The following is a 26,692-nucleotide window of genomic DNA, read 5'->3' as shown; positions in this document are numbered from 1 at the left end:
ATATTGAAGGTCAAATAATGTTCTCTAACGTTGACACTTACTTAGTAGTAAGTTAGTGTGTAGATATGGAAAATAGAAAAGAACAAATCATTGAAAGGGCATTAGTGCATATAAAAAAAAGAGGCTATCTATCTTTCAGCTATGATCATCTATCAAAAGAGCTTGGTTTGACGAAAGCAAGTATTCATTACCACTTTGAAAAAAAAGAGAGTTTAGGGCTTGCTGTTTGTGACAGGCTGGAAACAGGGTTGGATCAAATGATATTGGCCATTAATGGTATGCATATTGATCCGAAAGAAAAGCCGATGGAGTTTTTTAGAATGAGGATTTCTCACATTGATGTAGATGAGATTTGTCCAATTTCAGCGTTTCAAGCGGATTTTCCGTACTTACCTGAAATCCTCAAGCAATCTGTTCAAGATGTAACGAAAAAAGAATTAGGCTGTGTAGCTGAATTACTTCAAAACGTACATAAAGATATAAATAAAAATGAAGCCAAGGCAATCCTATTATTATCCGCTATGAAAGGCGCGTTGCAGTATAGACGAGCAGTTGGTGGGGAAATAATGGAGACAATAAGTTATCAATTGGAGGAGATATTGCAATGAGTCGAAGAGTTGTTGTAACAGGTTATGGGGTCGTATCCCCTTTAGGAAATGATGTAGATACATTTTGGAATCATATAAAAGAAGGTAAATCAGGAATAAAGAAAATTACATCAGACGAATTTGATGGGATTAATACACAAATTGGCGGATATATTGACGATTTTGCGCCAGAGTCGTACTTAGATAATAAGGAAATCGGCAGATACGATAGATTTATTCAATATGGATATGCTGCAGCAAAGCAAGCGCTTGATCAGTCAGGATTGGTTTTGGAGACAGAGACGAATGACCGGTACGGTGTTTACGTCGGTTCAGGTATTGGCGGGATTGATACGACGCTTGAGAATCATAAGGCGTTGCTAGAAAAAGGGCCGAGAAGAGTGTCACCATTTATGGTACCGATGATGATTAGTAATATGGCATCAGGAATCATTGCCATAAAAACTGGGTTTGCTGGTCCAAGTTTCTCACCGGTATCTGCCTGTGCGACTGGTAATCAGGCGATTGGCGAGGCTTTTTTAAACATCCATCATGGTTATTCAGATGCGATACTTGCTGGTGGCGCTGAAGCGACGATAAATCCACTGTCATTTGCAGGATTTTCACGTATGCGTGCGATGTCCACCCGAAACGAAGAACCCCAAAAGGCAAGCAGACCGTTTGATAAGGAACGCGACGGTTTCGTTATGTCTGAAGGTGCAGGTGTGTTAATGCTTGAAGAATATGAGCATGCCAAAAAGAGAGGCGCTGTAATTTTAGGAGAAATTGTTGGATACGGATCCTCGACAGATGCGCATCATATTACTTCTCCTGATTACTTAGGTGCTGCTAAAGCAATGGAAAAAGCGATACAGATGGCAAAAATCAATCCAGAACAAATTGATTATATCAACGCACACGGAACGAGCACACCTGAAGGGGACAAGTCTGAAACGAATGCGATTAAGCATGTATTTGGCGAACACGCCTACAAGCTAAAAGTTAGCTCTACTAAATCCATGACAGGTCATCTGTTCGGCGCAGCTGGCGGTGTAGAAGGTGTCATCACAGTGAAAAGTATCCAGGAAGGGATTTTACCTCCAACAATTAACTATGAAGAGCCGGACGAAGAGTGCGACCTAAATTACATTCCGAATCAAGCTGTAGAAGAAACAGTAAATTATGCTCTTTCTAACGGCTTTGGATTTGGTGGACATAATGCCGTGCTAGTGTTTAAGAAGTTTACGGAAAATGAACGGTAATAAATGAGAGTTCTGAGTGAAATAGGTCTATTTTATACTCGAAATTTATAGATCAATAAAGGTAGGCACATATTAGGTATGTTAATATGTTTGCTTACCTTTTTTTTGTGATTAATGGCATCACTTACATGGATGGGGAACTTTTTGTTGAAACCTTGATATGTTTGGTAATTCTATAGATGAAGTTTTAAATCATAATAATTTATTTAAACCTTTGATTGGCTTTCTGCCTTTCAAGACTTTTAAGTGGATTGCTAAATAAAAGGATTTTTATTACAAAGATAATACTTTATCAATGTAATCCCCTATAATATTTAATCGTTTTAATAGTCCGACTATAGTAGGGAAAGTGCTGGTGTAAAGGGTGTGGGAAAAAATACAAAATTTTAATTCGGAATGGTGAATTTAGAGATGCTATAAGAAATGTAGAAATATCAAACTCAGCTCAACATAAAAAATAGTATATGTACGCGATGGAACAAGTGAGAATAGATGGAATGTCAATGTCGTATACACAAATAAGAAAAATGTACGGGAGCAAAAAAAAATGCTCCTTTATTAACGAGTAAAAAGCACCTTCGAACGAACTAGATCCCATCCCAAAATGCTCATGGAATCTAGTTCGTTTAAGTAATACTCCGTGGTAAACAGTGCAAGTTATTTTCTCCGAAGAAGATAGAGATGTTTCAAGTTATCATTTCCAAATAATACTATATGAAAAGAATTATATAAGAGAATCCATGTGATGAACAAGAAAATAATACTATTGTACATGCGGAAAAGAACTGACTTATTTAAAGCTAATGTGGTGATTATTTGTTACCTTTTATTAATTTCGTGAGTATAGGGGTGGAAAAATTTACTTTTTATTAACAAAAAACAGCAACAAACCTTTGGTTTCTCATAATTCTTAATAATCAGTTAACAATAGTTAATTATAATTACTAATGTACTAGATTTCCTAATTTTTAAAAGGAGGATTTGTTAGGTTTGGATCAATAGTCCTAGAAAAAAGATGGAGGAAAAGGGATGAAAAAACAATTATCAACGCTTATTATTGCAACATCTGTGTTAGCTGGAAGTGTAGTCACACCTATTTTGCCACATGAGGTGAGTGCTGCATCGGTTCAACAAAAAGGGGAGTTCAGTAAAGAAAAAGTATTGGTAAATGGACAATTGAGAGATATTCAATACACAGTATCGAATAAGCAAAAGCTCTACTCTGCTAGTGATCTAGCAAAATTAATGTCTGCAACAGTCAGCTATGAAAAAAAGTCAAAAGCATTCACTTTTTCAAAAAAAACTGGTACTAAAAAGGTAAGCATCGTGGTAGTGGCCAGTAAAGGGTCTACAAAAATAAATGGAAAAGAAGTAAAGCTAAATGCTGCACCGAAAATTGTAGGGAATTCTTTGTTCGTTGAAGCGAAATCTTTCATACAGGCATTTGGAGGAGATCTATTACTGGACAATGGATTGTTAGTATCAACAGCTAGTTCAATTAAATGGCAAACATCATCCTTGCAAGTGGATGGGCAGCCTAAAAAAATCCGTACCGTAATGATTGGTGGTAAGTCGTTATACTCCGTTTCAGATCTTGCAAATTGGTATGCGGCTACTGTAAATACGGATAAGGACAATCTGGTCACAATCAAACAAAAAGGAAAGACAAGCAGCTTTAAAATTTTAGAAAATACGGTCACACAAAATGGCAAGAAAATAAAAATTGGGAATTACCCAATCAAAGTAAAAGGTATTGTATATGCGGATTTAAAAGATTTAACTACAATAATTGGAGGGGAATTGGTCACTACTCAAAACGGACCATTCATTTCAGTTTCGGGATTAATTAGCGGTGATACATTCAATCCACAGTGGGTTAACAATACAACAGTCCTAGCCGGTAACGAAACGACATCAGGTGCGAAAAATTACTTAATTAATGTTGATAGTAAGAAGTCATCACTTGAAATCAGTGGCACAGAAGTTTCTGTTTCACCAAGTGGGAAAAGTGCCATTTATACGGACGAAAAGGGAATCATCTATCTAACCAATTTGACCACGAATAAAACGGTTATTTTGAATGATCTGGACGATAACGAAAAATTCGAATTTGTCTGGTCTAAAAATGAAGATAAAGTGTATTTCTTTAATGGAAAAGATACAGATAAAATCTATAACGTGAATGTGAAAGACGGTGCATTAACAAAAGTTTACGCGGATGCTTTCAAATATAAATCCGACCTCCACCTTTCCAATGACGGGCAAAAGCTGATTTATTCTGTGTCAAATGAAGCTAAAACCAATTATACAGACTCAGATAATACGGACGTATCGGATATCGACTTAACGGATACGGAACCACAGTTGTTTTCACTGGATTTAAATGCGGCTGAACTTAAGCCTTTACAATTAACAGTTACAAAAGACAATAAAGTTTTTGTGAATTTACTGAATAATGGAAATGTTGTGTATACTAGTTACTCAACTGACAGTAATGTAATGCCAGTTTTATACATGATTGATCAAAGTAACAAAGTTTTACCGTTAGTCACGAATAAGGACATCATCCAAACCGTTGTTACTGCACAAGGTAAGCTATTCATTTTAGTAGCTGAAAAAAATGGATATCAAGTGATTTATGAAGTGAATGCATCCACGAAAGCATTAACGAAAGTCGCACAAACAAAATTAGAGCTTACTTCCTTCTCTGTATCGATAGATGGAAAAAGAATGGCTGTTACATCACCAGGGAAAAATGGCGATGTGTTAATGGTTGTGAAGAACGGATTCTTTGAAGCAGTAACTAAATAATAAAGGGGCGAAATAAAATGATGAAAAATGTAAAACGCTTTACTGTAGCAATAATGGCAATTATCATGTTCATTGGTTTTTCATTTGGAGGGTTTATTACAAAAGCAAGTGCAGCATCTACAGTATCAGGGAAAATCACAATTGCAGGTTCGACTGCTTTACTACCACTGACTCAACAAGCTGCAAAGGAATTTAAGAAAGTAAATCCGAAAGTAACGGTTTCAGTTTCAGGTTCTTCTTCCATTGCTGGGCCACAGTCTGTTTTGAAAGGTGCAGCGACAATTGGAGCAAGTGACTGGGATGCTACTAAAGCGGTACAAGGGTTTTCAGCATTTAAAGGACTAGTTGCTCATAAGATTGCAGCTATTCCATTTGCAACAATCGTTCACAAATCTAATCCTGTAAAAAACTTAACAACAAAGCAATTACAAGATATTTATGCTGGGAAAGTCACGAACTGGAAACAAGTTGGTGGTAAAGATGCACAGATTGTTGTTGTAAATAGAAAGCACGGTTCAGGAACTCGCGTCAACTTTCAAGCGAAAGCATTGAAAAATGCTAGCTTTATGTCAAAAGGCGATAATTATAAAGAAGTTGGAAAAAGTGGTGAAATGTTAGCAGCAGTAGAATCTAACCCAAATGCAATTGGCTATACAGATTTAGCTTATGTTAAAGGAAATGTTAAAGCTGTAAGCTATAATGGTGTGGCTGCTACTACTCAAAACGTTGTGAATGGTAAATATCCTGTTTGGTCTTACGGCTATTTATTGACTAAGGGCCAACCAAAAGGTGCAGACGCTGAATTCATTAAATACATCCAATCAAGTAAATTTCAAAATGGTTCATTGAAAACATTGAAATTTATTCCACTAAGCCAAATGAAATAATCGTTTCATTGATAAATAATAGATTAGTGAAGGATGACCTAGTATGGGGTCAGACCCCTCATATGAAGATGCTCATTTTAATCATCTTCATATGAGGGAATCACCCCCTTTTAAGTCATCTTTTTTACTTTATTCCAGGGGGATTTAAGGTGAAATTAGAAGGGAATATAAAATCATCAGCCTACTTACCTGTTCATGGATTGAAAATAAAAGCCAGAACAAAGTACGTTAGAAATTATTTGTTTTTTATATTTTGCTTACTTAGTGCTTTAATGCTAGGAGTCGTTCTCTTCTGTATCGTTCTATTCATTGGGAAGACCGGTTTGCTTGTATTTAAGGATGTATCCGTGATGGAATTCTTTTTTTCAACAACTTGGGAACCATATGATGGAAACTATGGCGCAGCGATTTTTATCTTAGGAACGTTGTCACTAACTGCCTTAACGATGTGTTTTGCTGTTCCGCTTTCTTTAGCTTTAGCGGTCTTTATTGTTGAGGTAGCACCAGATTGGGTAAAGAAGATACTTCGGCCAATGCTAGATTTATTAGTTGGAATTCCTTCCATTATTTACGGTTATTTAGGACTAACATTGCTCATTCCACTTTTACGAAATATAACGGGTTCAATTATGGGAGACGGTCTGCTTGCTGCATCACTCGTCCTGACGGTTATGGTGTTGCCGACGATCACAAGAATTAGTGATGATGCAATCACAGCTGTGCCTAAAGATTTGCGTGAAGCTGCTTATGCACTAGGGAGCACGCGCTTTCAGTCTATTTTTCGGGTTATTCTACCAGCTGCGAAACCAGGAATCTTAACAGCAACGGTACTTGGGATGGCTAGGGCGATTGGTGAGACAATGGCTGTTGTAATGGTAATCGGAAATACGGCGCAAATTCCTGGCGATTTATTAACGCCTACAGCAGTCTTAACAAGTAATATCGTCATGCAAATTATCGATGTACAATTTGATTCAACTTGGAATTACGCCTTATACATGATGGCTTTTTTATTGTTAATCATTTCTTCCCTCATGATTCTTATAATAAGAAGAATTAGGGGAAAAGGAGAGTAACCTCATGAATGAACAGATTTTTAGAAAATATGTGGTAAGGCGAAAGAGTCCCGTTGCCATGGATAAAATCTTTACATACAGCCTTTGGTTAGTTGCTAGTATGATTCTATTATTAGTTACTTTTCTTTTGATTCGGATATTATGGAATGGCCTTCCGGGAATATCGTTACATTTCCTCACTGGATTACCTGATGAAATCGAGGCTGGAGGTGGAGTAGGCCCTTTCCTATTCAACTCCATTTACATTCTTCTAATCTCAATGATCCTGTCTCTTCCAATAGGGATTGGCTCAGGCATCTACTTAGCAGAATATGCACCAAAAAATCACTTAACAGGATTCATCCGAACAAGTGTAGAAAGCCTTGCCTCTGTACCTTCAATTATCTTTGGTTTATTTGGCTATGTACTGTTTGTCGATGTTTTTCAAATTGGCTTAACGATATTGGGAGCTGGGATTGCTCTTTCGTTACTAAATCTACCAGTAATTACTAGGGTTACTGAAGAAGCGATTCAAGCAGTTCCGACTGAGTTAAGGGAAGCATCTTATGCGTTAGGAGCCACAAAATCACAAACCATTTGGAAAGTGATTATTCCGGCAGCATTATCAGGTATTATTACGGGAAGCGCTCTAGCCGCTTGTAGGGCTTTTGGTGAATCAGCTGTCATTCTGTTAGCTGGTGGAACAGGTACCTCAGGCATTATGTGGGATTTTAATCCAATGTCTCAAGGAGGTACATTGCCCGTTCATTTATGGTATGTCCAATCAGAAGCCCTTGTTGAAGATGCTAAACAAATTGCCGACCGCTCTGCAGCCGTCATGATTCTATGCATCCTGCTTATTAATATGATCATAAGACTGCCACTCTTATTTCGTGATTTTAGAATGTGGAAACATTAAGAGTAGTATAATCAAGTCAGTTATTCAAGAATTCTTGAGGAACTGACTTTTATAGTTTTGAAAAGATATTGATGGAATAAGCCTTTAGTTTTCTGCATTAATTTCTAAATATACTTTAATTGATGGATAAGGAGTAGAATATTTATCCCGCATTAATGGGCAGTAAGACCTTCACCTCAAGGTTTAGGAGAATTGAAGAAGCGTAGGTGGGGGACAACTGCCTTTAATCTAGTTGCAGCTCCTAGCCCCTCGAGGTCATAAGCTGTAATACTCTGTGGCAAACTACGCCACGTCGTATTACAGCTTATGCTTGTCGGGGCTGGGCAGTCGCCTCGCTTTTTAATGTAAGATCCCGATTGGTGAGATACAGTGAAACTTACCAATGCGTGAGCAGAGGTTTAGTTGAGGCCCACAGGATGTGGGTCACACAGACGTTGCCGCAGGACGCGGCGTACTTAGTCTGTGAATCATTGAATCAAGTTCGTAGAGCCGCTTTATTGAAGCGGAGCGAAGATATTAGCGACTCTAGAACGGGCCTCACAATCAGTGGGGGATGAAGAAAAACCCCCACTGATTGAAGCTTCACTTTATTAAAGAGGGTAGTAGTATTCGTGATAAATCATTAGACAAAGCTAAGATACGAAGATAAGATTAGTATCTATGTAGGTATACAAATGATAGTTAGCAAGTACGAGATGTAATCGAGGAAAAGAAGATGAAGTTTCATTAGAATAACTGGGGGTAAAAGGGGGGAAGAAATTTGAATATTCGTATATTGAGAGCAGTAGATGCAGAAAAATATTGGACGTTACGTTTAGAAGCATTTCAGGCATTTCCCGAAGCATTTGCTACAAGTTATGAGGAGGCAATTGCGAAAGAAGATCCGATTCAGGAAGCTAAAGATAGACTTGAAGCAGAAGGCAGTTATACTTTTGGTGCCTTTGTAGATGGTGAACTGGTTGGTATTGTGACACTTGTTCAAGAAATGCGCGAAAAGCAGCGGCACCGAGCAGATATTTTTGGCATGTTCGTTAAAAAGAATCAACAAGGTCTTGGGGTGGGAAAAGCTTTGATGAGTAAGGCCATAAACTTTGCGAGGAACGTTCGGGGAATTGAAAAATTGAACTTATCAGTCGTTGCAAGCAATGAAGGTGCTAAAAAGCTATATAGCAATCTCGGTTTCAAGGTGTTTGGTCTCGAAGAAAAAGCACTGAAACTAGGCGATGTATACTTAGATGAGGAGCATATGGTTTTATTTTTATAAGGTTGTAATAAATCTAAAATTTGCGATTCGACATCTCCTAACCTAAAAAAACGAAACCGCTGATGTGCATAGCAGTTTCGTTATGAATGGAGCGATTAGAATTAAATAAAGCGTGCAACTTCTTCCAACGGCAGGCGGGAAGATCCGTGCGCTGGCGCAGCTGCTTTACCTAATGCGATTAGAACAATTGGGAAGATGTGTTCTGGAAGCTCGAATCTTTCTGTGAATTTCGCTTTATCGAAGCCGCCCATTGTTACCGTATCATAGCCTTTTTCCTTAGCGATCAGCATCAATTGCATGGAAACAAGTCCAGCGTCGAAAGCCGCGATATTCATTCTTGCATCTTTTGAAGCTTTCGGATAAGTAGCATTCGTATTTGCAATCATTAGCTCTTTGGTTGACTCATCCATATGGCCTTCTGCTACATTTTGTGTATATATTTGATCTACTTTTTTATACATGTCGCTATTACCCAAAATGGCAATAACTGCGGATGAAGATTCGACTTGTGCTTGGTTAAATGCGATTGCTCTTAGTTCTTTCTTTACGTCTTGATCTTGAATGACAAGAAAGCTCCAAGGTTGCAGGTTACTTGATGAAGGAGCTGTTGTTGCTTGCTTCAACATGTCCTCAATTTCTTCTTTGGTTATTTGAAAATTAGGATCGTATACTCTTACAGATTTCCTTGCAGTCATTAGATCATATAATTTTGAGCTTGTTGATGTAGTCATTGTCGTTGCCTCCTAGGTATATAAACTTACTAATAATAAGTTATTGAATATAACTTACCATTAGTAAGTTTGATGCGTCAACCATAAAGTTTCGTGCTATGATTAAAGATAGAAAATTCGAATGGGGGCTTATTTTATTGAATCAGCCATACAATTGCAAGAATTCATCACATGTCTGCAGTAATTTTCACGATACGATTGAATTTATTGGTAGAAGATGGATGGGTGTAATCATTTATACATTAATGTCTGGACCGAAGCGTTATTATGAAATTGTCGCCAGTATTCCTGGAATTTCCGATAGACTCTTAACAGAACGACTGAATGAATTGGTCAAAGAGGGGCTCGTCACGAAAAACTTCCTAGAATCGTCCGTAAAGAAGGTGGAATATGAACTAACGCCGAGCGGTCTAGCTTTACAGGAAGTCATTATTGCGGTAAGAGACTGGATTGGATTGCGTGAAGCACTTCAGAATAAGATAGAAAATGACTAGGCAGGGTTCTCAAAGCGGGAATTCTGTTTTTTTTGTGTCTAGAAATTACATTATATGATGTTAAAATTGTTTCTAATTCAAAGGGCAACAATATTGAGCCCTTGTTTAATTGGAGAAAGCCGCTTTTATCTGAGACTCTTTTTCCTAGGAAGGACACAGGGGCGATGCATTGTTAACTTAAAACAGCGTTACCAATTGAATAACAAGCTCAACTGGAGTTTGAGTAGAAATCTATAAAATTACTGTTACACTTTGCCTCTTTATTTTAGTTAGTTTTCCTATTTTATTAAGCCTTCTTTCAAATTAAATCGAAGCGTTTTAACACTAAGTTGCTTCTTTGGCAGATAAACGATACTTAACTTATTTTTCACCCAATTCTGAAGGTCGGTTATTCCATTGACTTTTGTTGTGGCTGCTTTTATATTAATACGAGTTATTGAATAAATATCTCATTCGTTTTGCATATAATTGACAAGAAATCGTCTCCTTACAATGCAATCAAACAACTTAGAAAAGGAGATTTTACATGAGTACAAAAAAACTTGGGTTTTGGATATTAACGGCGCTTGTCGTTGGAAATATGGTTGGTACGGGGATCTTTATGTTGCCTGGATCCTTACGCTCAGTGGCAAGCCCCCTCGGAGTTGTATCGGCTTGGCTTGTAACCGGATTTGGTGTACTGATCCTTGCATTAGTATTTGGAAATCTTTCGCTTAGAAAACCGCATTTAACAGGCGGACCGCAGCTTTATGCGAAGGAATTATTTAAGTCTGGTAGCAAGATGTCAACTTTATCAGGATTTATGTCAACTTGGGGATATTGGATTGGGAGCCTAATCGGAAATATTGCGGTCATTACATCGTTTGCCGGCTATTTATCGACTTTCTTCCCGATTTTAGTAAGCCAGGCGGAATTATTCACTTTTGGTGATTTTACGTTAAAGGTTGGAAATGCGTTAACCTTTATCGTATGTACGGTTCTGTTATGGGGTGTTCATTTCATCGTACTACAAGGAGCTAATCGAGCTGGTAAAATAAACTTTATTGCAACGGCAGCAAAGGTAGTAAGTTTCTTCTTGTTTATTGTGATTGGTTTATTTGCCTTCGAAAAAGCCAATATTATGCCATTTGTCGCACCAACTGTTAATGAGCTCGGCCAGTCAGTTAGCTTGCTTGGACAAGTGAATAGTGCAGCTGTGATAACTCTTTGGGCGTTTATTGGAGTTGAATCAGCGGTTGTCTTCGGATCACGTGCGAAACGACAAGTTGATGTGAAGCGTGCCACTGTATTGGGATTATTCATTGCGCTTGCCATCTATATTGGCATCAGTACGCTTGTTATGGGCTTATTACCACATGATCAATTAGTCACATCCGAAAAGCCATTGATAGATGCTTTCTCAACCGTAACGGGACCGGTTGGCGGGAAAATTCTCGCTGCTATCGGATTGGTCAGCTTTTTCGGTTCGACGATTGGTTGGATTATGCTCAGTGCAGAAGTACCTTATCAAGCTGCAAAGCAAGGCATGTTTATGCCTCAATTCTTGAAAACGAATAAAAACGGTATGCCGGTTTTCTCGATGATTGTCACGAATGCAGTTGGGCAACTGTTCATCTTCTCAACCATTTCGAGTTCGATTTCAGCGGCCTTTCAGTTTATGATCGTTGTTGCGACCCTTTCTTATTTAGTCCCTTATCTGATCTCATCGCTTTTTCAGTTGAAATTGGTAATAACAGGTGACACATATGCAGATGGGAAAGGAAGAATCGCAGATGGTATCATTGCTGCTTTTGCATTACTTTACTCTATCTGGGTGATCTACGCAGGAACAGCCGACCTGAAAACCTTCTCAATGGGAATTGTTCTGCTACTGAGCAGTCTATTTTTCTATAAATGGGTTAAACCAGTTGCTGCAGTAAAGGAAAACGAAGTCTAAGTAATGATTTTAGAAGAGGATGTCTCATAAGGGTGTGATCCTTTGCTCTTTCGCGAATATAAAAAATTGACAAACTCTATAACTTTATTTTAAGATAGCTATATACAGTTGAATAGTTTCTCCTAAGGGGAGTAGCTTTTACAGCAAGGTCGTCATTACGGAGTGTTACACTCTCGGCTTTGTTGGCAACATAACGTTGTTAGCCAGACCTTACCTATTGGTAAAGGTCTTTATACGTATTCAAAAACCTTTACCTTTCGGGTAAAGGTTTTTTGTTTTCAATTCAACTAAGCGATTCATCTAGTGATGAAAAAAATGAATAGAGGTGAGAATCTAGTGAAAAAAAGAGTCCAATCATTAACTGAATTAATTAGAAAAAATAGAGAAGCCATTCTTAAAGATGTAGCAAAACTTGAAAAAATTGAAAAGCAAATGGATGAAAAATATTCTAATTCTAAATAAATCGATATAAAAAATGAAGGAGTGCATTCTTTGATACTAAGAAAATCGATGTCACTATTAGGGATCGGTTCAGCGCAAATTGATCTTATCTTACCTAAAGAAATATATCATCCTGGAGAATCTATTCAAGGGTATTTTTTGATAAAAGGTGGTACGATAAAACAACAAATGAAACGAATTGAGTGTGATTTGATCATGTTTGATTATGTCAAGGGTACAGAGACGATAATCGATACAACGATGATCTTGTCTTCAAGAGATATTGCCGCAGAAGAAGTAAACGAAATCCCGTTTTTCTTTCAGCTGCCAACTTTTCCTTCACCTAAAGGAATGGATTATCAATTTAAAACAAGGCTAACTTTTGATAAAGGGATGGCCAGCAAAGATTCGGATCTTATTCAGATTATTTAAAAGTAGTGGGATGTAGAAGGAAGCATCCCATCTCGATACCATCTCTTTGATACCGAAGATCAACATTACGATCGGAAATTGCAAATTAGATGCCAACGAGTTGTATCGATCCAGAATGAAAATAAAACTGAGAACATGTCTTCAACCTATATAGTTGAATTGTTAGTCAACGTAATTAAGTGAATGATCATTAATAAGAGTACTTCAGCCGGTTAAAACAAGGATAAATTCATCGGCTTAGCCTAACATTAAAAAGATAGTCGCTGATAATGGATTTCATGCTACTGAGGTGAAAATGTGAGTATTTTAACTTTTACAAAAAAAATATCAGACTATATAGATGATTTTTTAATTTTAAAATTAATATTATTGGGATTAGTGTTAATAATCCTTTCCTATATCATAAACCGAACGGTGGCCTGGTTCTTCGGAAAATCTACATTTTTTGAAGAAGAAATTGAAAAGACGATACAAAGTGTCATTCGTTCAACGTTAAGATACGGATTCGTGACAGTCTTTATTATCTACTTGATTGGACAATTCATCGATCTAAAAGGATTACTTGCTGGAGCGGGGATTATTGGGGTAATTATTGGTTTTGCTGCACAGCAAATGTTGAAGGACATTTTACTTGGCGTCACTCGATTATCTGATAATGAATTTCGCGTTGGCAACTTTGTCACGTTTAACGGAACAAGTTCAGGTACGGTTGAGGAAATTGGGATCCGTTTTATGCAGATTCGCGAGTGGTCGGGTAAGCTTCTTACGATTCCTCACGGAGAAATTAGGACGATTCAGAATTATAATAAAGGAAGAATGCGTATAATCGAAAGGGTTACTGTAAGTTATCAGGAGGACCCAAGACGAATGGAGCTCTTGTTAGAGGAAGTGTGTAAAATTTGTAATGAAAAGTATCATCAAAGTTTATTACCATTAGAGGATGGAGAGCCTGAACAGGATTTTCGGTATATTGGCGTTACTAATTTAAATCCAAATCAAAAGTATCTCGGCTATGAACTTTGTATCGTAGGCTTGGTGAACCCTGAGGACTATTTTCAAACTTCACGAGATGTAAGATTCGAACTGATGTCTGTTTTTTATGACAATGAGGTACAGATGCCGGCAGCCAATTTAATGATGCAATCTGAGAAAAGTGAAGGGCAATATTTCTCGGCGAATGAGTGAATTTGTATACTTATGAAAAAGCTCCGCTTAAAGAATATAGCATCGTAAAATCAGTTTCATGATTCTACTAGACAAAAAACGTTACATTACACAAGTAATTTGGGTGCCAAATATCATAATACGAAGAACCTTGCTATATGTGTGCAAGGTTCTTTTTATTTCGAAGTAAAAAATACGGAATATGGGAAGAGGTTGAAATATATCATTTAGTCGGTTCGGTATGGAGGATATTCATGTTCAGGTAAATAAGGCCCTACATATTGTTGCAGCCATACTTGAATTTTGGTTCTGTCTGTATGAAATAACCATTCCTAACCTCTGCACTCCAGTTGGCAAAGGCCTCCCGCCATTGAATACTATTAAAGAATTGATCAACGGTTTGATTTTCAGAATCCCACTCTATAAATGTATTGAGTGGAGCGATTCCACCTGCCCAAATTCCATTATTTACGTCCGTACCTTTTTCTCTTACTAATAATATGGGTAGACCATGTTGAAAAGCCATCGATGGTTCAATTTGCAAAAACACGGACCCCTCCCAAAATGGAGTAGTTGAGGGTAATGGTCCTACATTGGTGTCAATGAATTCAACGAGAAATCGTCGAAAGTTTATTGCTAACAATCCATAACTCGATAAAACCAATCGACGAATGCTTGTCAAAATTGTTTCGGGATACTGTTCACTACTAGGCAATGTCCGTGGAAAAAGTAAGGCTTGCTCAATCTCTGAGATAAGTCGATCTAGAAACCGCCCTTGTTTGGTATTAAGGGTATTAGTCGTACTTAAAAAAATCGGGATTCGGAAGGCACGATCGACGCATTCTTGTAATGATGCTGAAAGTTGTGCTCTTTCTTCAATGTGTTCATCCGTTGATTCCATAGGAGGAAGTATATGGTTATTTTTTAAATGTCTATCGTGAGTCATTCTCTCATCTCCTTGTCTTTTTCAATATATGAGCATGGAGTTAAAGGAGATTGGACAAATGTTATATAAACTAGTGCTTCTTTCTAATGAAAATGAAGGGCTCGCCTGTTTGTAAAGCAATAATGTGCTTCTGTACAACAATGCTGTGTTCGTAAACTTTATTTAAATCTTATTTAGATGGAGGAATATCCTTTTATATTAAATCCAGTAAACAGTCTAACGGCGGCACTAAACTGTCATCTTGTTGCTATTATTAAAACTGTAAAAACTGGATAAATAGAAAATGCGATTTAACATGAACTGTGTTTTTATATTTTCATGTCGGGGTTTTGCAAAGCGTCAAGGGCAACGAATCACTAAGTAACATCTGGAAAAAAGATGGGATTTAAATATTGACGTGGGGTACCATAGTAAAGAACTTGATTATATTGAGGGAAAATGGATTCAAAATGAATCAAGATGGCGGAATCCAGCAGTTGTGGATAATAGCTGAACAATCTACGATCACCGTAAAAGATGGCAGTTAAGGCAAGTTTGATTTCTCTTTGGAAAATTATAAAGCGTTGTTTAGAGGAATGTTCATCGAATTCTCTTCCGCTTACATACACTTTGCCTTTACATATAAACTGCTCATATTGCGAGATCCATTCTGCTAAAACCTCATCTCGGATTTTTGCATTTATGGCAGGAAGGTTATAGTGATTGCCAATACTTAAAAATAATTTCCCAGTAGCATCAGAATGCGTCAGCGTATATTTTCGACCATCAACAGGCAAACATTCAGTGGTAGATGCCAAAAACGTAGTACTTAACTTTGAGGCATTAAATGTACTCATGATGACCACTTCTTTCATTAAGAAGATAATGATATGGAATCATATGTTAAAAAAAATAATTGGTTCTAAAAGATGCGTTAAACTGGTAAATGCATCCTTGGAGTTTTTACTGTAATGAAGGAGAAACATGGATCCGTATTGGGATGTCGCTTCACGTATATCCAGTGTAGGGATGGACTGGTGAATGGGAAGAGTAACTACTTTTTGGAATGAGGTGCAAAAAATGACGATTGTACGGCTCGGTTATGTAGCAATGAGCATGGAATTAAAGAACGCATCTCCCTCGCAAACCATGACATTTAAGCAATTCCAGAAAATTGCTGACAGGGAAGCTGCTGTTCGCAAATTGGAACGTATTTCATTATCGAATTTACAAAATACACTTAGAATTCTAAGGCATAATGCAGAATCTGATATCCATTTTTATCGTTTATCTTCTCGTCTAATCCCTCTGGCCAACCATGAAGAACTTCTTGATTGGAATTATCTGAAGCCCCTGTATCAACTGCTGCATGAGATTGGTGATTTTGCAAAAGAACACGAAATAAGAATTGATTTTCATGCGGATCACTTTGTTCTCATTAATTCCATGAAGAAAGAGGTTTTAATAAGCTCCATTCAAACGTTGAAAATGCATTATTTATTATTAAAAAGGATGGGAATTGAACCGACTCATCGCTGTGTTATGCATGTGGGCGGTAATTATAAGGAGACAGATGTATCGCTTGAACGATTTATAGATAATTGGATGGTCGTCCCAAGATCGATTCAAAACATGATTATGCTTGAAAATGACGATACTTCATTTACGCTAGAGGATACTCTTTACTTATGTGAAAAACTGGATATTCCTCTTGTCTTCGATTATCACCATCATCTTGCTCACCATCGGAATGCTGATTGGGAAATTCATTGGAACCGAGTCATCCAAACGTGGAAGCATTCTTCTCTCCCTGTGAAAATGCATATATCTAGTCCAAGAAGCGAACAGGCATTTCGCCACCATGCTGATTTTATTGATGTGAACATGTTCTTTCAGTTTCTAAAAGAAATTAAAGGCAGCATTAAGCAAATTGACTGTATGATTGAAGCGAAAAAGAAAGACGAAGCACTTTTTAGTTTAATGGAGGAGATTAAAGCGAGGGATGATGTGGAAATAATTGATGGCTCTTCTTTTCATTTAAAATGAATGATGGGCCAATGAAGTAAATGATTTACAAATCGTTTTTTACAAAAGCTCTGTTAATCATGGCTGTTGCTTTCTGCTGCAGGCGTTCGTTTTCTACGGGCTCCCCTTGAAGAACATAAAAACCACGCCTTAAAAGTTGAGGAAAGGATTCAAAATCTGGGAATACTGGTTAGTGATGAAGGCATGATTGGATCAGTGCAAGGTTTTTTTAGTCAAATTATGATTCCTGAAACCTTGGTTAGAATGATGGAGAGTGTAATAAAGGGGAAGGGGTATTACGGGATGTTGTCGGCAGAAATCGTGAGAGAGGATTTCGATCATGAAAGCCAGCAATTAATCGCAGAGATATTAGCTGAAGATCAAGAGCATGTTTATTATTTACAACGCTACTTCACGAGATGAATGGAAAAGGGTCTGATCCTTTCGGTATGGGACAGCCCTTTTCCGTTGTTGTTTTCATGGTGTGTCATTAGGAAACTAATAATCCATTGATCGAACGATAGACTTGTTGAATTGTTTCTTCTCCGGCTTTAGCCCATCTGCTTTTATCATGGATATAGTCGTCATTATCCAATGGTGTTTGAAATTGATCAAGCCCGGTAGTAGCAGTTAGAAATGAATTTTCATCATGATCAAGCCCAAAATTGACAACATGCTTGATAACAAAAGGTTTTCCAAACTCAATCAATGCACTAGGATGATCTAAAGCCCCATCCAAAACATGAATGGGGACTCTTAGATAAATAGACTCCCCTCTATCACGCCATAACAATGCGTCGAATTTCCCTTGTTCATAATCAAAATTACTGCAAAAACTACATCCGTAAGAATGGAAGATATCACGAACTGCACCAAAATACGCCCTTTTTCCTTCAATATCTGTATGTAATTGAAACAATTTTCCTTCACTCCCATATTAAATGTCAGTTACTAGTCTTAACTTAAAAGTGAATAAAATACCCGACCTTCAGTGAGAATTTCCGAAAATGTTATTATCTCTCTTTCAGCATGCTTCGAATAATTTCAAGGGGGTAACAAATCCTAATGAACAAGGGAGGTGCTTATATTGTCAAACCAGCAACGTACTAATGGTGAGAAACAAAGAAGGCAATCCGGCAATCAACCGGGTTCAGGATCGAAGTATCATGAAGAACATGCAGGAAAGATTACCGGTTACGGACAACCTGATCCAAACGCTAAAGAGGCTTACAAAAATAGTTGATAAGCCTTTATTGTGATTATTTCAGCCCTTTGCATAATAAAACCCGAGGAAATATACCTATCCTCGGGATTTATTATGCAACGGATTTACTCCATATTATTATCTGTATTATACTTTTGCGATAAGTCATCCTTCTTCCAAAGTTTACCTGGCCAGAAAGCGAATCGACCCAGAACAGCGGTAATCGCAGGCACGAGAAGTGGACGAACGATAAATGTATCTAATAGCACACCGATTGCTGTAACAATGCCAAATTGAACAAGCACTTGAATAGGTAAAGTAGCCAAAACAGCAAATGTTCCAGCTAAGATTAAACCGGCCGAAGTGATCACACTTCCGGTTTGAACCACTCCGCCCGCAACAGCATCAAGATGAGTTTGAGTCTGTTTTTTCTTCCATATTTCCGAAACCATAAAAATATTATAATCCTCACCTAATGCAACAAGGAAGACGAAGGCATATAAAGGAATTGCCCCTTGAATGGCAGGGGCTCCAAGCCCGAAGTGAAGAATAAGCCAGCCCGCACCTAGTGCAGAAAAGTATGATAAAACTACAGTTAAAATCAAATAAATCATGGCAATGATAGAGCGTAAGTATAACAGCAACAATAATGAAATAATACAAATTATAACAGGGATAATAACAGATTCATCCCGTTCTGTTATTACTTTTGTATCATATAATGAGGCAGTTTCACCACCAATCCAAACATGGTTCTCGGTATCTTGGACACTAGCGTTTGTTAACGTCTTTTTCAAATGACTTCTTAACTCCGGAATCCGACTCAACGCTTTAATGGAATAGGGATTCTCAGCCAAGGACACTTCGTACATTTGCAATTGATGATTATATTTTCCTTTCACGGGCTCAGTCACTTCCGCTACGAAAGAAAGTTGTTCCAATTCTTTTTTTAAAGAGATGTCTTTTCCGTTTGTATCAACAACAATTTGGAGAGGTGCCAATCCACCCGGAGAAAAATGATCAGAGATTAAATCAAACCCTTCCCTTGAGGGCATGTCTTTAGGAAAAGACTCCAATAAATCATACGTATATTGAATACGTGGAACAACGGCAGCCAATCCTCCAAGTAGAATGAGCGTTGTAATGATCACTGTCCATGGACGTCGGGTCACGAGTCGGCCAAGCGCCTTACTAAAGACCCCTTGTGATTTTCTAAGTTTAATTGTTTTCCCTTTCTTTTTAGCCCATTCGTCTGTCATTTCGTTCGTTCTTGGAATAAACGGGTAAAATGCTGCCCTTCCAAAAATGGCAAGCAAAGCTGGAAGAAGTGTTAATGCTGCAATCCCCATCAATAGAACGGCGAGACTAAATGGAACGGCAAACCGATGGAAAGAACCGAAATGAGCAAGCAATAATGTACCTAATCCTATCACGACAGTTAGAGCACTCATCGAAATAGCCCCGCCGGATTCTTTCATGGCAAGTTGTAAGGCTTTAAATGTATTTTTCTCGTGAAGCAAAAATTCTCGATATCTGGAAATGAGGAATAAACAATAATCCGTTCCAGCTCCGAACAATAGCACTGTCATAATGGAAACACCTTGGGCATCAGCTGTGATCCAGCCTTTATTCGCTAAAAAACCAAGAGTTGGACTGATGATACCATAAGCAAAGCCAACCACAATTAACGGTAAAATTGCCAGAACAGGTGAGCGATAGAGAAGAATTAATAGGACTAAAACAAGAAGTACAGTCGCAATTAATAATTTGACATCTGCTTGGCTGAATAAACTAACAGCATCCGTTTGAATACCAACAGGCCCGGATAACCGAACATGTAAACCAGAATCAGATAGCTTTCGTTTAAATGGATCTTCGTTTAATGTACTCTTTACTATTTTCTGTAGTTCATCCATATTACCTTGAAGAGTTTCCGTTCCAGCATTTTTGTCAAAAAATATCGGAGTGACTAGAGTTGTACCATCCTTTGAAACACTTTGCGAAAGTACCTGTTCGGGAATCGTATCAAATGGTGGTAAAGTCGATTGTTTTGTTAATGGTTTATCTTTTAGCTGCTTATAAACAGTTTGAATCGCTTGATAGTCCTGATTATTTAGCTTGTTATCTTTGTGCCATACGATAAGAACGGGGATTCCAGCATCGTTTGGAAATTCCTTTTTGATGAGTCTGTCCGCTTGTTGTGACATGGATGAATCAGGAAGGTCTGCTGCCGTATCATCTTCGACTGAATTGATCGCTGGCCAAGTAAAAGATAAAACGATGGTTAGAAGCACCCATATTACCAGCGTAATCCAGCGAGTCTTTAAACCTCCAACAAATGTTCCATATAAATACCATGGATTTTTCATAAAGAACCACCTTTTCAATTGAATGATTATTATTAATTATATATACCAGTCAGTTAATTAATCAAGAACAAATTGAAGAATGTGCTATACTATTTTTTATATTGATAAGTTAGGGGAGAATGATATGCAACGGGAACATCGACCACTTGGAAGACCACGTCAAGATCTTAAAGGGAAGCCTACAAAAAACGTAATATTAGACGTAGCTACTCAATTGTTTCTTGAACAAGGCTATCAGGTAATTACTATGGATGATGTTGCAAAAAAATGTGGAGTTACCAAAGCAACCGTGTATTACTATTATAAAACGAAAGCTGATCTCTTTACAGATGCGATGGTCCAAATGATGATTCGAATTAGGAAACGCATTTTTGATATACTTTCTGCGGACAAACCACTAAAAGAGCGATTATTTGAATTTGCCAAGGCACATTTGCAAGCAACAGTAGATATTGATCTAAATGGATTTATGAAAGAAGCAACAACTTCCCTTTCAAGTGAACAATTACAACAAATGAAGGGGGCAGAAGATAAAATGTATGAAGTGCTTGAGCAAGCATTAATAAATGCGATGGAAAATGGAGAAATTCCAAAGAGTCATCCACAATTAGGAGCCCATTCTTTTGTAGCTTTGCTAACAGTGGGAAATTATAAAGACGCTGATCAACAGCCTATTTTTCCATCAATAGATGAAATGACAAAACAGATTGTTGATTTTTATTGGAATGGTTTAGGGAATGAATGAGATTTACCTCCTCGTATTATTGTGCAGGCGTGCTATATTAGAAAAAATCAGGGAAGCCTGAATCTAGACAGTTCTACATGTTCAATGGTGGGTGGGTGTCCAAAAGGGTGTGACCTCTTGCACTCTATATAACGTACATAGTAGTAAAATGCTCAATGGATTTTAACTAGACCATTATATTATTCGCCTATCGACCCTACTCTTGTAAAACCGCTTTTTTAGGCCTAACCATATAGACCAAAAAGAACCGGACAATTTTTGCCCGGTTCTTTTTGGAACTTCTATTTTAAGAGGGTGTTCGCAGCTCTTATTTTGTCTCTTTTAGGAAAATATCCGCGATATCATCTAGCATTAAGTTAGCAGCTAGAACACCACCTGCTGTATTCCAAACAGCGTCACTGACTTCGTGAACATTTCCAGTTTTTACAGCATTTAAGTTTTTCCAAAGTGGATCATTTGTCCATTCTTTTGCTGTATCGAGTGCTGCTTGATCACCGTTTGGCGCATAAGTGAAGTAGAAGAGAACATCTCCATCCATTTTAGGAATGACTTCTTTTCCTACCTCTATGGCAAGATTACCAAGCTTGTTATCAGCAGCGAACAGCTCTGCTTGAGGTTGAGTTCGTTTAAATCCTAATTGATTGAAAATCACACCAGAAAATGAATCCGTATAATAAATACGAGATTTTCCGGCCATAAAACGAACAACGGATACTTCTTGATTGACTTGATCACCAAGTTTTTGTTTTACATCGTCTACGTGTGCATCAAATTGGCTTAATACTTCGTTCCCTTTTTCTTCAAGGTTCAAAGCTTTTGCATATAATGAGAAGTTTTCTTTCCAATCGCCTCTTAATGTCTCGGAAAATACCGTCGGAGCGATTGCGCTTAATTGATCGTATATAGCTTCTTGACGTATTTTGGTTCCGATAATTAAATCAGGTTTTAACGATGCAATCTTCTCTAAATTTACTTCACTTTCAGTACCTACTACTTCAACACCTTGCATATCATCTGTAATATGGTCATACCATGGATCTCCTGTCCAAGATTGAACAGCACCCACAGGTGTTACTCCTAATGCAAGAAGAGCTTCAGTCCCTTCATTTGAAAGAACGACTACTTTTTTAGGTGTTTGATCTAAAGTAGTTGATCCCATTGCATGTTCAATTGTATAGCTAGTGTCTTCCGTTTTAGTGCCTTCATCTTTTGGTTTTTCAGCTTGTTCATCCGTATTATTTCCACATGCAGCCAATAAGAAAATGGTCATGATAGAAATGATGGTAAATAAGAATTTAACAGATTTCAATTTGTGACGCCTCCATAATGATAATCATTTTCATTTATAACGTTATACTAAAACGTTTTTGAGGACATGTCAATGACTAATTGATAATGATTTTCAAAATCGTTGACAATGAAAATATTATACAATAGACTTGAAATTACTTATTTAAAATTATGTGTTTGGAAGGTTATTTATTATGTTACTAAAGGATAATAGCCAAAGATTATTTGGCTTGTTAATTGCTATTGTTTTATTAATTTTTTTAATGTGTGCAAGCATTGTCTACGGATACACGGATACAACTTGGAAAATGGTATTGGATGCCTTCCGAAATAATAATGGCTCAAACGAACACATTGTAATCGAAACGGTGAGATTGCCTCGATCTTTAATCGCGGCAGCAGTTGGCAGCAGTTTAGCAATCGCTGGTGCACTTATGCAAACTCTTACGAAAAACCCTCTCGCTTCACCCGGTACTTTCGGCGTGAATGCAGGAGCAGGATTTGCTGTTGTGCTTGCCGTAACTTTTTTCTCAGTCGGAAATCTTCAAGCATTCACCTGGATTTCCTTTTTAGGGGCTGCTATAGCCGCCGTTGGTGTATATGCCATTGGTTCCGTTGGTAGAGAAGGGCTTACACCAATGAAGCTAACCTTAGCAGGGGCTGCTATGACTGCCATGTTTGCTTCGTTTACTCAAGGATTTCTTGTCATCAATGAGGCTGCCTTTGAACAAGTTTTATTTTGGTTAGCAGGATCTGTTGAAGGAAGAAAAATGACGGTTCTAACTACTGTACTTCCATATTTAGTGATTGGTTGGCTAGGGTCGATCATCATTGCATCAAAGTTGAATGTCTTGTCGATGGGAGAAGATGTAGCAAAAGGACTAGGTTTAAACACTGGCTTCTTAAAGATATGTGCTGCTATTATAATCATTTTTTTAGCAGGTGGTTCAGTAGCCATTGCCGGACCAGTTGGGTTTATTGGTATTGTTATTCCACATGTAGCTAGATCGATTATCGGTATTGATCATCGGTGGGTGATCCCTTTCTCTGGAATTCTAGGTGGAATCCTTTTACTTACAGCGGATATATTGGCAAGGTATATCATCATGCCACAAGAGGTTCCCGTTGGAGTGATGACCGCCATTATTGGAACTCCATTCTTTATCTACATTGTAAGAAAGGGGTTTAATGCCCGATGAGTGAATATAGAAGTTTTCGGATATTGAAAGGTAAAGTTTCTTTTTTACTAGATAAAAGGGCAACCGTTGTTTTAACAATATTGCTGTTATTATCTGCTGTCATTTTCTTATGGAGCACAGGGCTAGGTGAAATGAAAATAAGCCCACTGACTGTTTTACAGGTGCTTTTTGGCGGTGGCACAGATATGGAGAAGCTTGTTGTACAGGACTTTCGTCTACCAAGAATTATTGTGGCATTGATGGTAGGAATGTCTCTAGCAGTTGCTGGGGGAATTCTTCAGGGAATGATTCGAAATCCTCTAGCATCCCCAGATGTTCTTGGGATTACTGGGGGAGCAGCAGTTGCAGTAGTAGGTTTTTTAGCGTTTTTTAGCGATCAAAATAATGCATTAACAGTAAGTATAAAATGGATGCCTTTAGCTGCGTTTGCTGGTGCTGGAATTATTGCGCTACTCGTTTATTTTCTCGCCTGGAAAAATGGTGTATCACCGATCAGGCTCGTATTAATTGGTATTGGACTTTCAGCTCTTATGCAGGCGTTAACAACATTAATGATGATATTAGGACCTATTTATCGAGCTAGTCAAGCAAACATTTGGATTACAGGGACCGTGTATGGCTCAAATTGGGCGAACGTAGCGACATTAGTTCCATGGACCGTTATTTTTCTGCTTATTGCCTTTGTCATGGCAAGGAATATAAATGTTCTAGAACTTGGCGATGAAACGGCAACAGGTGTTGGAGGCCGTGTGCAAAGACACCGTTTCTTGTTGTTATTGATTAGTACGGCGCTAATCGGAAGTTCTGTAGCCTTTGCTGGGGGCATTGGCTTTGTAGGATTAATGGCTCCGCATATGGCAAGAAGGCTAGTAGGTTCTGCTTTTGGAGCACTATTACCTGTTTCGGCATTTATCGGCGGGATATTAGTCATGCTAGCTGATCTAATTGGCAGAACATTATTTTCTCCTCTTGAAATTCCAGCAGGTGTTTTCACAGCTGGAATCGGGGCACCTTATTTTATCTATTTATTGTTTAAAACGCGTAATACTTAATACACGGTACTCATTTTAAAAAAAGGAGCGGACTTAAATGGTGCAAACGATTGAAACTCAAAATTTAACCCTTTCATATGGGGATAGCATTATCATCGATGAATTGGATCTGGAAATCCCAAAAGGTGAAATTACGGTTTTTATCGGTGGAAACGGCTGTGGAAAGTCAACGCTTCTTCGATCAATTGCCCGATTGTTAAAACCAAAATCTGGAGCCGTTTTGTTGGAAGGAAAAGCAATTTCCAGAATGTCTACGAAGGACGTGGCCAAACAAATGGCTATTCTTCCTCAGACACCTGTTGCACCAGAAGGTCTTACCGTTCTTCAATTAGTTAAGCAAGGTAGGTATCCTTATCAAACATGGTTAAAGCAATGGACAGAAGAAGACGAAAAACAAGTAACCAATGCTTTAAAAGCAACTGGGATAGAAGAGTTAAAAGACCGGCCTGTTGATTCTCTTTCAGGAGGGCAACGTCAACGAGCATGGATCGCGATGACTTTAGCCCAAGATACTGATATTGTGCTTCTTGATGAACCAACTACATATCTTGATATGACCCATCAAATTGAGATTCTCGATTTGCTTTTTGAGTTAAATGAAACAGAACAGCGAACGATTGTCATGGTACTACATGATTTAAATTTAGCTTGTCGGTATGCGGATAATATTGTCGCGATAAAGGATCAGAAAATATATGCGCAAGGTAAACCGGAGATTGTCATTAATTGCAGCTTAGTAAAGAATGTGTTCGGTATGGACTGTGAGATTATTACGGATCCGCTTTTGGGAACGCCATTATGTATCCCATATGGAAAAGGCCGTTGTATTTTAAAAAAGGCAGGAACGATGATTGGCTCGTGAACTCTCGGATTTACAGATTAATAAGCTAAGTAAGCTGCGCCTGACGACGAGTAAAACTGATTCACCACTCTCCGTTCAAATAAAAGACCTGTTCCATGAGTCGTCTCTACAGAAATATTTGAAAATTGTTGGCAGCCGCATACAGGCTCCAAATGATAAAGTGACGGCTTCTCTTTTCGTAAAAAGATATGCATTTTTGCCGGTTATTTATCTTTATGCCATGTCAGCGTGGAATGTAAAGTTGTCAATCTCATACGAAAATGTATCGATGGAAACAGATGATAACGCAACATTGTGGCTCCCGAGTTTTCGCTTGGCAAATTTGAAGGCAGAAACCTTTAAAGAAGACAGAGACAACTGGAGAAAGAATTGTCTTGAATCTTTATTTAAAGAACATTTACTTCCTTTAATCGATTGCCTTGCACGGACTACAAAAGTGTCCAAGCTAATACTGTGGGAGAATATAGCCGTGTATAGTTACTGGCTTTATGAAACCGTATTAGTGGAAGAAAGTACGGAGGAAGCGATTAAAAATCGTGCCAAGGAAGACTTCCAATTCCTTGTTTTTCAGGCTTCGGGCGATTTATTCGGGGAAGATCTCAAAAATCCGTTAACAAGATATTATAATGAACGCATATATATTGAAGAATTTGGGAAAGAGGTTCGGCCAAGGAAGACTTGTTGTCTGTCCTATTTAACGACAAACAAACAGCGTTGTCAGACATGCCCTCATGTTTGTAAATCAGGTAATTAAAGAGATCGAATAATTGGGACAGATCTAACCTATATGAAAAATGCATCCAGACTTGGATGCATTTTTTTGCCCTTCAGCCTTTTAGATCAATAGAATGACCTAGATTTGGGTGGGGAACTTGAAGCATTTCAATCATTTGAACAGCATTTTGTTGAGAAGAGTCCATCACTTTCTTAGTTAAAGCAATGCCGACATTTTGACTGAGAGAAGCTTGGCTCATCCCGATTGATAAAGCAGCGATATCCATTTATGATACACCTCCTATAAAACGTATATCGGTTAAT

General features: G+C 38.0%; 26 protein-coding genes. 19 read left to right on the top strand and 7 right to left on the bottom strand.

Annotated features, from left to right (window positions below):
* Positions 1-65: 65 nt before the first annotated feature.
* The 7 genes from JNUCC23_RS17280 (at position 66) to JNUCC23_RS17250 (ending at position 8,785) form a co-directional block, all read left to right on the top strand.
* Complete coding sequence (locus JNUCC23_RS17280) at positions 66-608, top strand: TetR/AcrR family transcriptional regulator (protein ID WP_403068681.1); 543 nt, start codon at positions 66-68, stop codon at positions 606-608.
* Positions 605-1,849, top strand: a complete 1,245-nt coding sequence (gene fabF / locus JNUCC23_RS17275; protein ID WP_403068684.1) for a beta-ketoacyl-ACP synthase II — start codon at positions 605-607, stop codon at positions 1,847-1,849. Before JNUCC23_RS17280 ends, fabF begins: the two co-directional genes overlap by 4 nt.
* Positions 1,850-2,878: 1,029 nt before the next feature.
* On the top strand, positions 2,879-4,660 hold the full coding sequence (locus JNUCC23_RS17270; protein WP_454212627.1) for a stalk domain-containing protein: 1,782 nt from the start codon (positions 2,879-2,881) through the stop codon (positions 4,658-4,660).
* Between the two features lie 20 nt (positions 4,661-4,680).
* Complete coding sequence (locus JNUCC23_RS17265) at positions 4,681-5,547, top strand: phosphate ABC transporter substrate-binding protein (protein WP_454216115.1); 867 nt, start codon at positions 4,681-4,683, stop codon at positions 5,545-5,547.
* A 200-nt stretch (positions 5,548-5,747) separates the two neighbouring features.
* Positions 5,748-6,623: a phosphate ABC transporter permease subunit PstC gene (gene pstC, locus JNUCC23_RS17260; protein WP_454216113.1), complete on the top strand. Its 876-nt coding sequence runs from the start codon at positions 5,748-5,750 to the stop codon at positions 6,621-6,623.
* A 4-nt stretch (positions 6,624-6,627) separates the two neighbouring features.
* Complete coding sequence (pstA, locus tag JNUCC23_RS17255) at positions 6,628-7,521, top strand: phosphate ABC transporter permease PstA (protein WP_454212625.1); 894 nt, start codon at positions 6,628-6,630, stop codon at positions 7,519-7,521.
* A gap of 760 nt (positions 7,522-8,281) precedes the next feature.
* The gene (locus tag JNUCC23_RS17250; RefSeq protein ID WP_454212623.1) at positions 8,282-8,785 is read left to right on the top strand and encodes an N-acetyltransferase family protein; all 504 of its coding nucleotides are present in this window, start codon (positions 8,282-8,284) and stop codon (positions 8,783-8,785) included.
* A gap of 101 nt (positions 8,786-8,886) precedes the next feature.
* On the opposite strand, the gene JNUCC23_RS17245 is transcribed toward JNUCC23_RS17250, so the two are convergent.
* Positions 8,887-9,516, bottom strand: a complete 630-nt coding sequence (locus JNUCC23_RS17245; RefSeq protein ID WP_454212621.1) for a nitroreductase family protein — start codon at positions 9,514-9,516, stop codon at positions 8,887-8,889.
* A gap of 137 nt (positions 9,517-9,653) precedes the next feature.
* Here JNUCC23_RS17245 and JNUCC23_RS17240 point away from each other — a divergent pair, with 137 nt between their 5' ends.
* The 5 genes from JNUCC23_RS17240 (at position 9,654) to JNUCC23_RS17220 (ending at position 14,004) form a co-directional block, all read left to right on the top strand.
* A complete protein-coding gene (locus JNUCC23_RS17240; protein WP_253722334.1) occupies positions 9,654-10,010 on the top strand; it encodes a winged helix-turn-helix transcriptional regulator in 357 nt (118 codons plus the stop codon).
* 526 nt (positions 10,011-10,536) lie between these two features.
* Entirely contained in the window at positions 10,537-11,946 is a 1,410-nt protein-coding gene (locus JNUCC23_RS17235) for an amino acid permease (RefSeq protein WP_403068703.1), read from the top strand.
* 336 nt (positions 11,947-12,282) lie between these two features.
* Positions 12,283-12,408, top strand: a complete 126-nt coding sequence (locus tag JNUCC23_RS17230) for an FbpB family small basic protein (RefSeq protein ID WP_253722338.1) — start codon at positions 12,283-12,285, stop codon at positions 12,406-12,408.
* 21 nt (positions 12,409-12,429) lie between these two features.
* A complete protein-coding gene (locus JNUCC23_RS17225) occupies positions 12,430-12,819 on the top strand; it encodes a sporulation protein (protein WP_403068709.1) in 390 nt (129 codons plus the stop codon).
* Between the two features lie 297 nt (positions 12,820-13,116).
* On the top strand, positions 13,117-14,004 hold the full coding sequence (locus tag JNUCC23_RS17220) for a mechanosensitive ion channel family protein (RefSeq protein ID WP_062176449.1): 888 nt from the start codon (positions 13,117-13,119) through the stop codon (positions 14,002-14,004).
* A gap of 253 nt (positions 14,005-14,257) precedes the next feature.
* Here JNUCC23_RS17220 and JNUCC23_RS17215 read toward each other — a convergent pair whose 3' ends face one another.
* On the bottom strand, positions 14,258-14,884 hold the full coding sequence (locus tag JNUCC23_RS17215) for a hypothetical protein (RefSeq protein WP_454216111.1): 627 nt from the start codon (positions 14,882-14,884) through the stop codon (positions 14,258-14,260).
* 401 nt (positions 14,885-15,285) lie between these two features.
* Positions 15,286-15,765 carry a staygreen family protein gene (locus JNUCC23_RS17210; protein WP_454212617.1) on the bottom strand — a complete coding sequence of 160 codons (480 nt, stop codon included), beginning with the start codon at positions 15,763-15,765 and terminating at the stop codon, positions 15,286-15,288.
* A 223-nt stretch (positions 15,766-15,988) separates the two neighbouring features.
* Between JNUCC23_RS17210 and uvsE the strand changes: the two genes are divergently transcribed.
* Entirely contained in the window at positions 15,989-16,954 is a 966-nt protein-coding gene (gene uvsE / locus JNUCC23_RS17205; protein ID WP_454216109.1) for a UV DNA damage repair endonuclease UvsE, read from the top strand.
* 469 nt (positions 16,955-17,423) lie between these two features.
* Here the strand turns inward: uvsE and JNUCC23_RS17200 are convergent, their stop codons facing one another.
* Entirely contained in the window at positions 17,424-17,852 is a 429-nt protein-coding gene (locus tag JNUCC23_RS17200) for a YugN family protein (protein WP_454212615.1), read from the bottom strand.
* A gap of 168 nt (positions 17,853-18,020) precedes the next feature.
* On the opposite strand from JNUCC23_RS17200, the gene JNUCC23_RS17195 reads away from it, so the two are divergent.
* Positions 18,021-18,176, top strand: coding sequence for a hypothetical protein (locus tag JNUCC23_RS17195; protein ID WP_403068718.1), 156 nt, complete (start codon positions 18,021-18,023; stop codon positions 18,174-18,176).
* Between the two features lie 86 nt (positions 18,177-18,262).
* On the opposite strand, the gene JNUCC23_RS17190 is transcribed toward JNUCC23_RS17195, so the two are convergent.
* Positions 18,263-20,506 (bottom strand): MMPL family transporter, encoded by a 2,244-nt coding sequence (locus JNUCC23_RS17190; protein WP_454212613.1) that lies wholly within the window; start codon positions 20,504-20,506, stop codon positions 18,263-18,265.
* A 124-nt stretch (positions 20,507-20,630) separates the two neighbouring features.
* Here JNUCC23_RS17190 and JNUCC23_RS17185 point away from each other — a divergent pair, with 124 nt between their 5' ends.
* Positions 20,631-21,251: a TetR/AcrR family transcriptional regulator gene (locus tag JNUCC23_RS17185; protein ID WP_403068724.1), complete on the top strand. Its 621-nt coding sequence runs from the start codon at positions 20,631-20,633 to the stop codon at positions 21,249-21,251.
* Positions 21,252-21,558: 307 nt separating this feature from the next.
* On the opposite strand, the gene JNUCC23_RS17180 is transcribed toward JNUCC23_RS17185, so the two are convergent.
* A complete protein-coding gene (locus JNUCC23_RS17180) occupies positions 21,559-22,521 on the bottom strand; it encodes an ABC transporter substrate-binding protein (RefSeq protein WP_062182987.1) in 963 nt (320 codons plus the stop codon).
* Positions 22,522-22,735: 214 nt separating this feature from the next.
* Between JNUCC23_RS17180 and JNUCC23_RS17175 the strand changes: the two genes are divergently transcribed.
* Genes JNUCC23_RS17175 through JNUCC23_RS17160 form a run of 4 tightly spaced genes read left to right on the top strand, consistent with a single transcriptional unit; the run spans position 22,736 to position 26,408 of the window.
* Entirely contained in the window at positions 22,736-23,740 is a 1,005-nt protein-coding gene (locus JNUCC23_RS17175) for a FecCD family ABC transporter permease (RefSeq protein ID WP_062176478.1), read from the top strand.
* Positions 23,737-24,792 carry a FecCD family ABC transporter permease gene (locus JNUCC23_RS17170; protein WP_062176481.1) on the top strand — a complete coding sequence of 352 codons (1,056 nt, stop codon included), beginning with the start codon at positions 23,737-23,739 and terminating at the stop codon, positions 24,790-24,792. The genes JNUCC23_RS17175 and JNUCC23_RS17170 overlap by 4 nt, the downstream gene beginning before the upstream one ends.
* 37 nt (positions 24,793-24,829) lie before the next feature.
* Positions 24,830-25,654, top strand: a complete 825-nt coding sequence (locus tag JNUCC23_RS17165; protein WP_403068729.1) for an ABC transporter ATP-binding protein — start codon at positions 24,830-24,832, stop codon at positions 25,652-25,654.
* Entirely contained in the window at positions 25,644-26,408 is a 765-nt protein-coding gene (locus JNUCC23_RS17160) for an IucA/IucC family C-terminal-domain containing protein (protein WP_454212610.1), read from the top strand. Before JNUCC23_RS17165 ends, JNUCC23_RS17160 begins: the two co-directional genes overlap by 11 nt.
* A 73-nt stretch (positions 26,409-26,481) precedes the next feature.
* On the opposite strand, the gene JNUCC23_RS17155 is transcribed toward JNUCC23_RS17160, so the two are convergent.
* Positions 26,482-26,655: a YjfB family protein gene (locus JNUCC23_RS17155; protein WP_082191167.1), complete on the bottom strand. Its 174-nt coding sequence runs from the start codon at positions 26,653-26,655 to the stop codon at positions 26,482-26,484.
* Positions 26,656-26,692: the final 37 nt, after the last annotated feature.

The sequence above is a fragment of the Peribacillus sp. JNUCC 23 genome (genome assembly GCF_053653995.1).
This window is presented reverse-complemented; position numbering and strand designations above follow the sequence as displayed.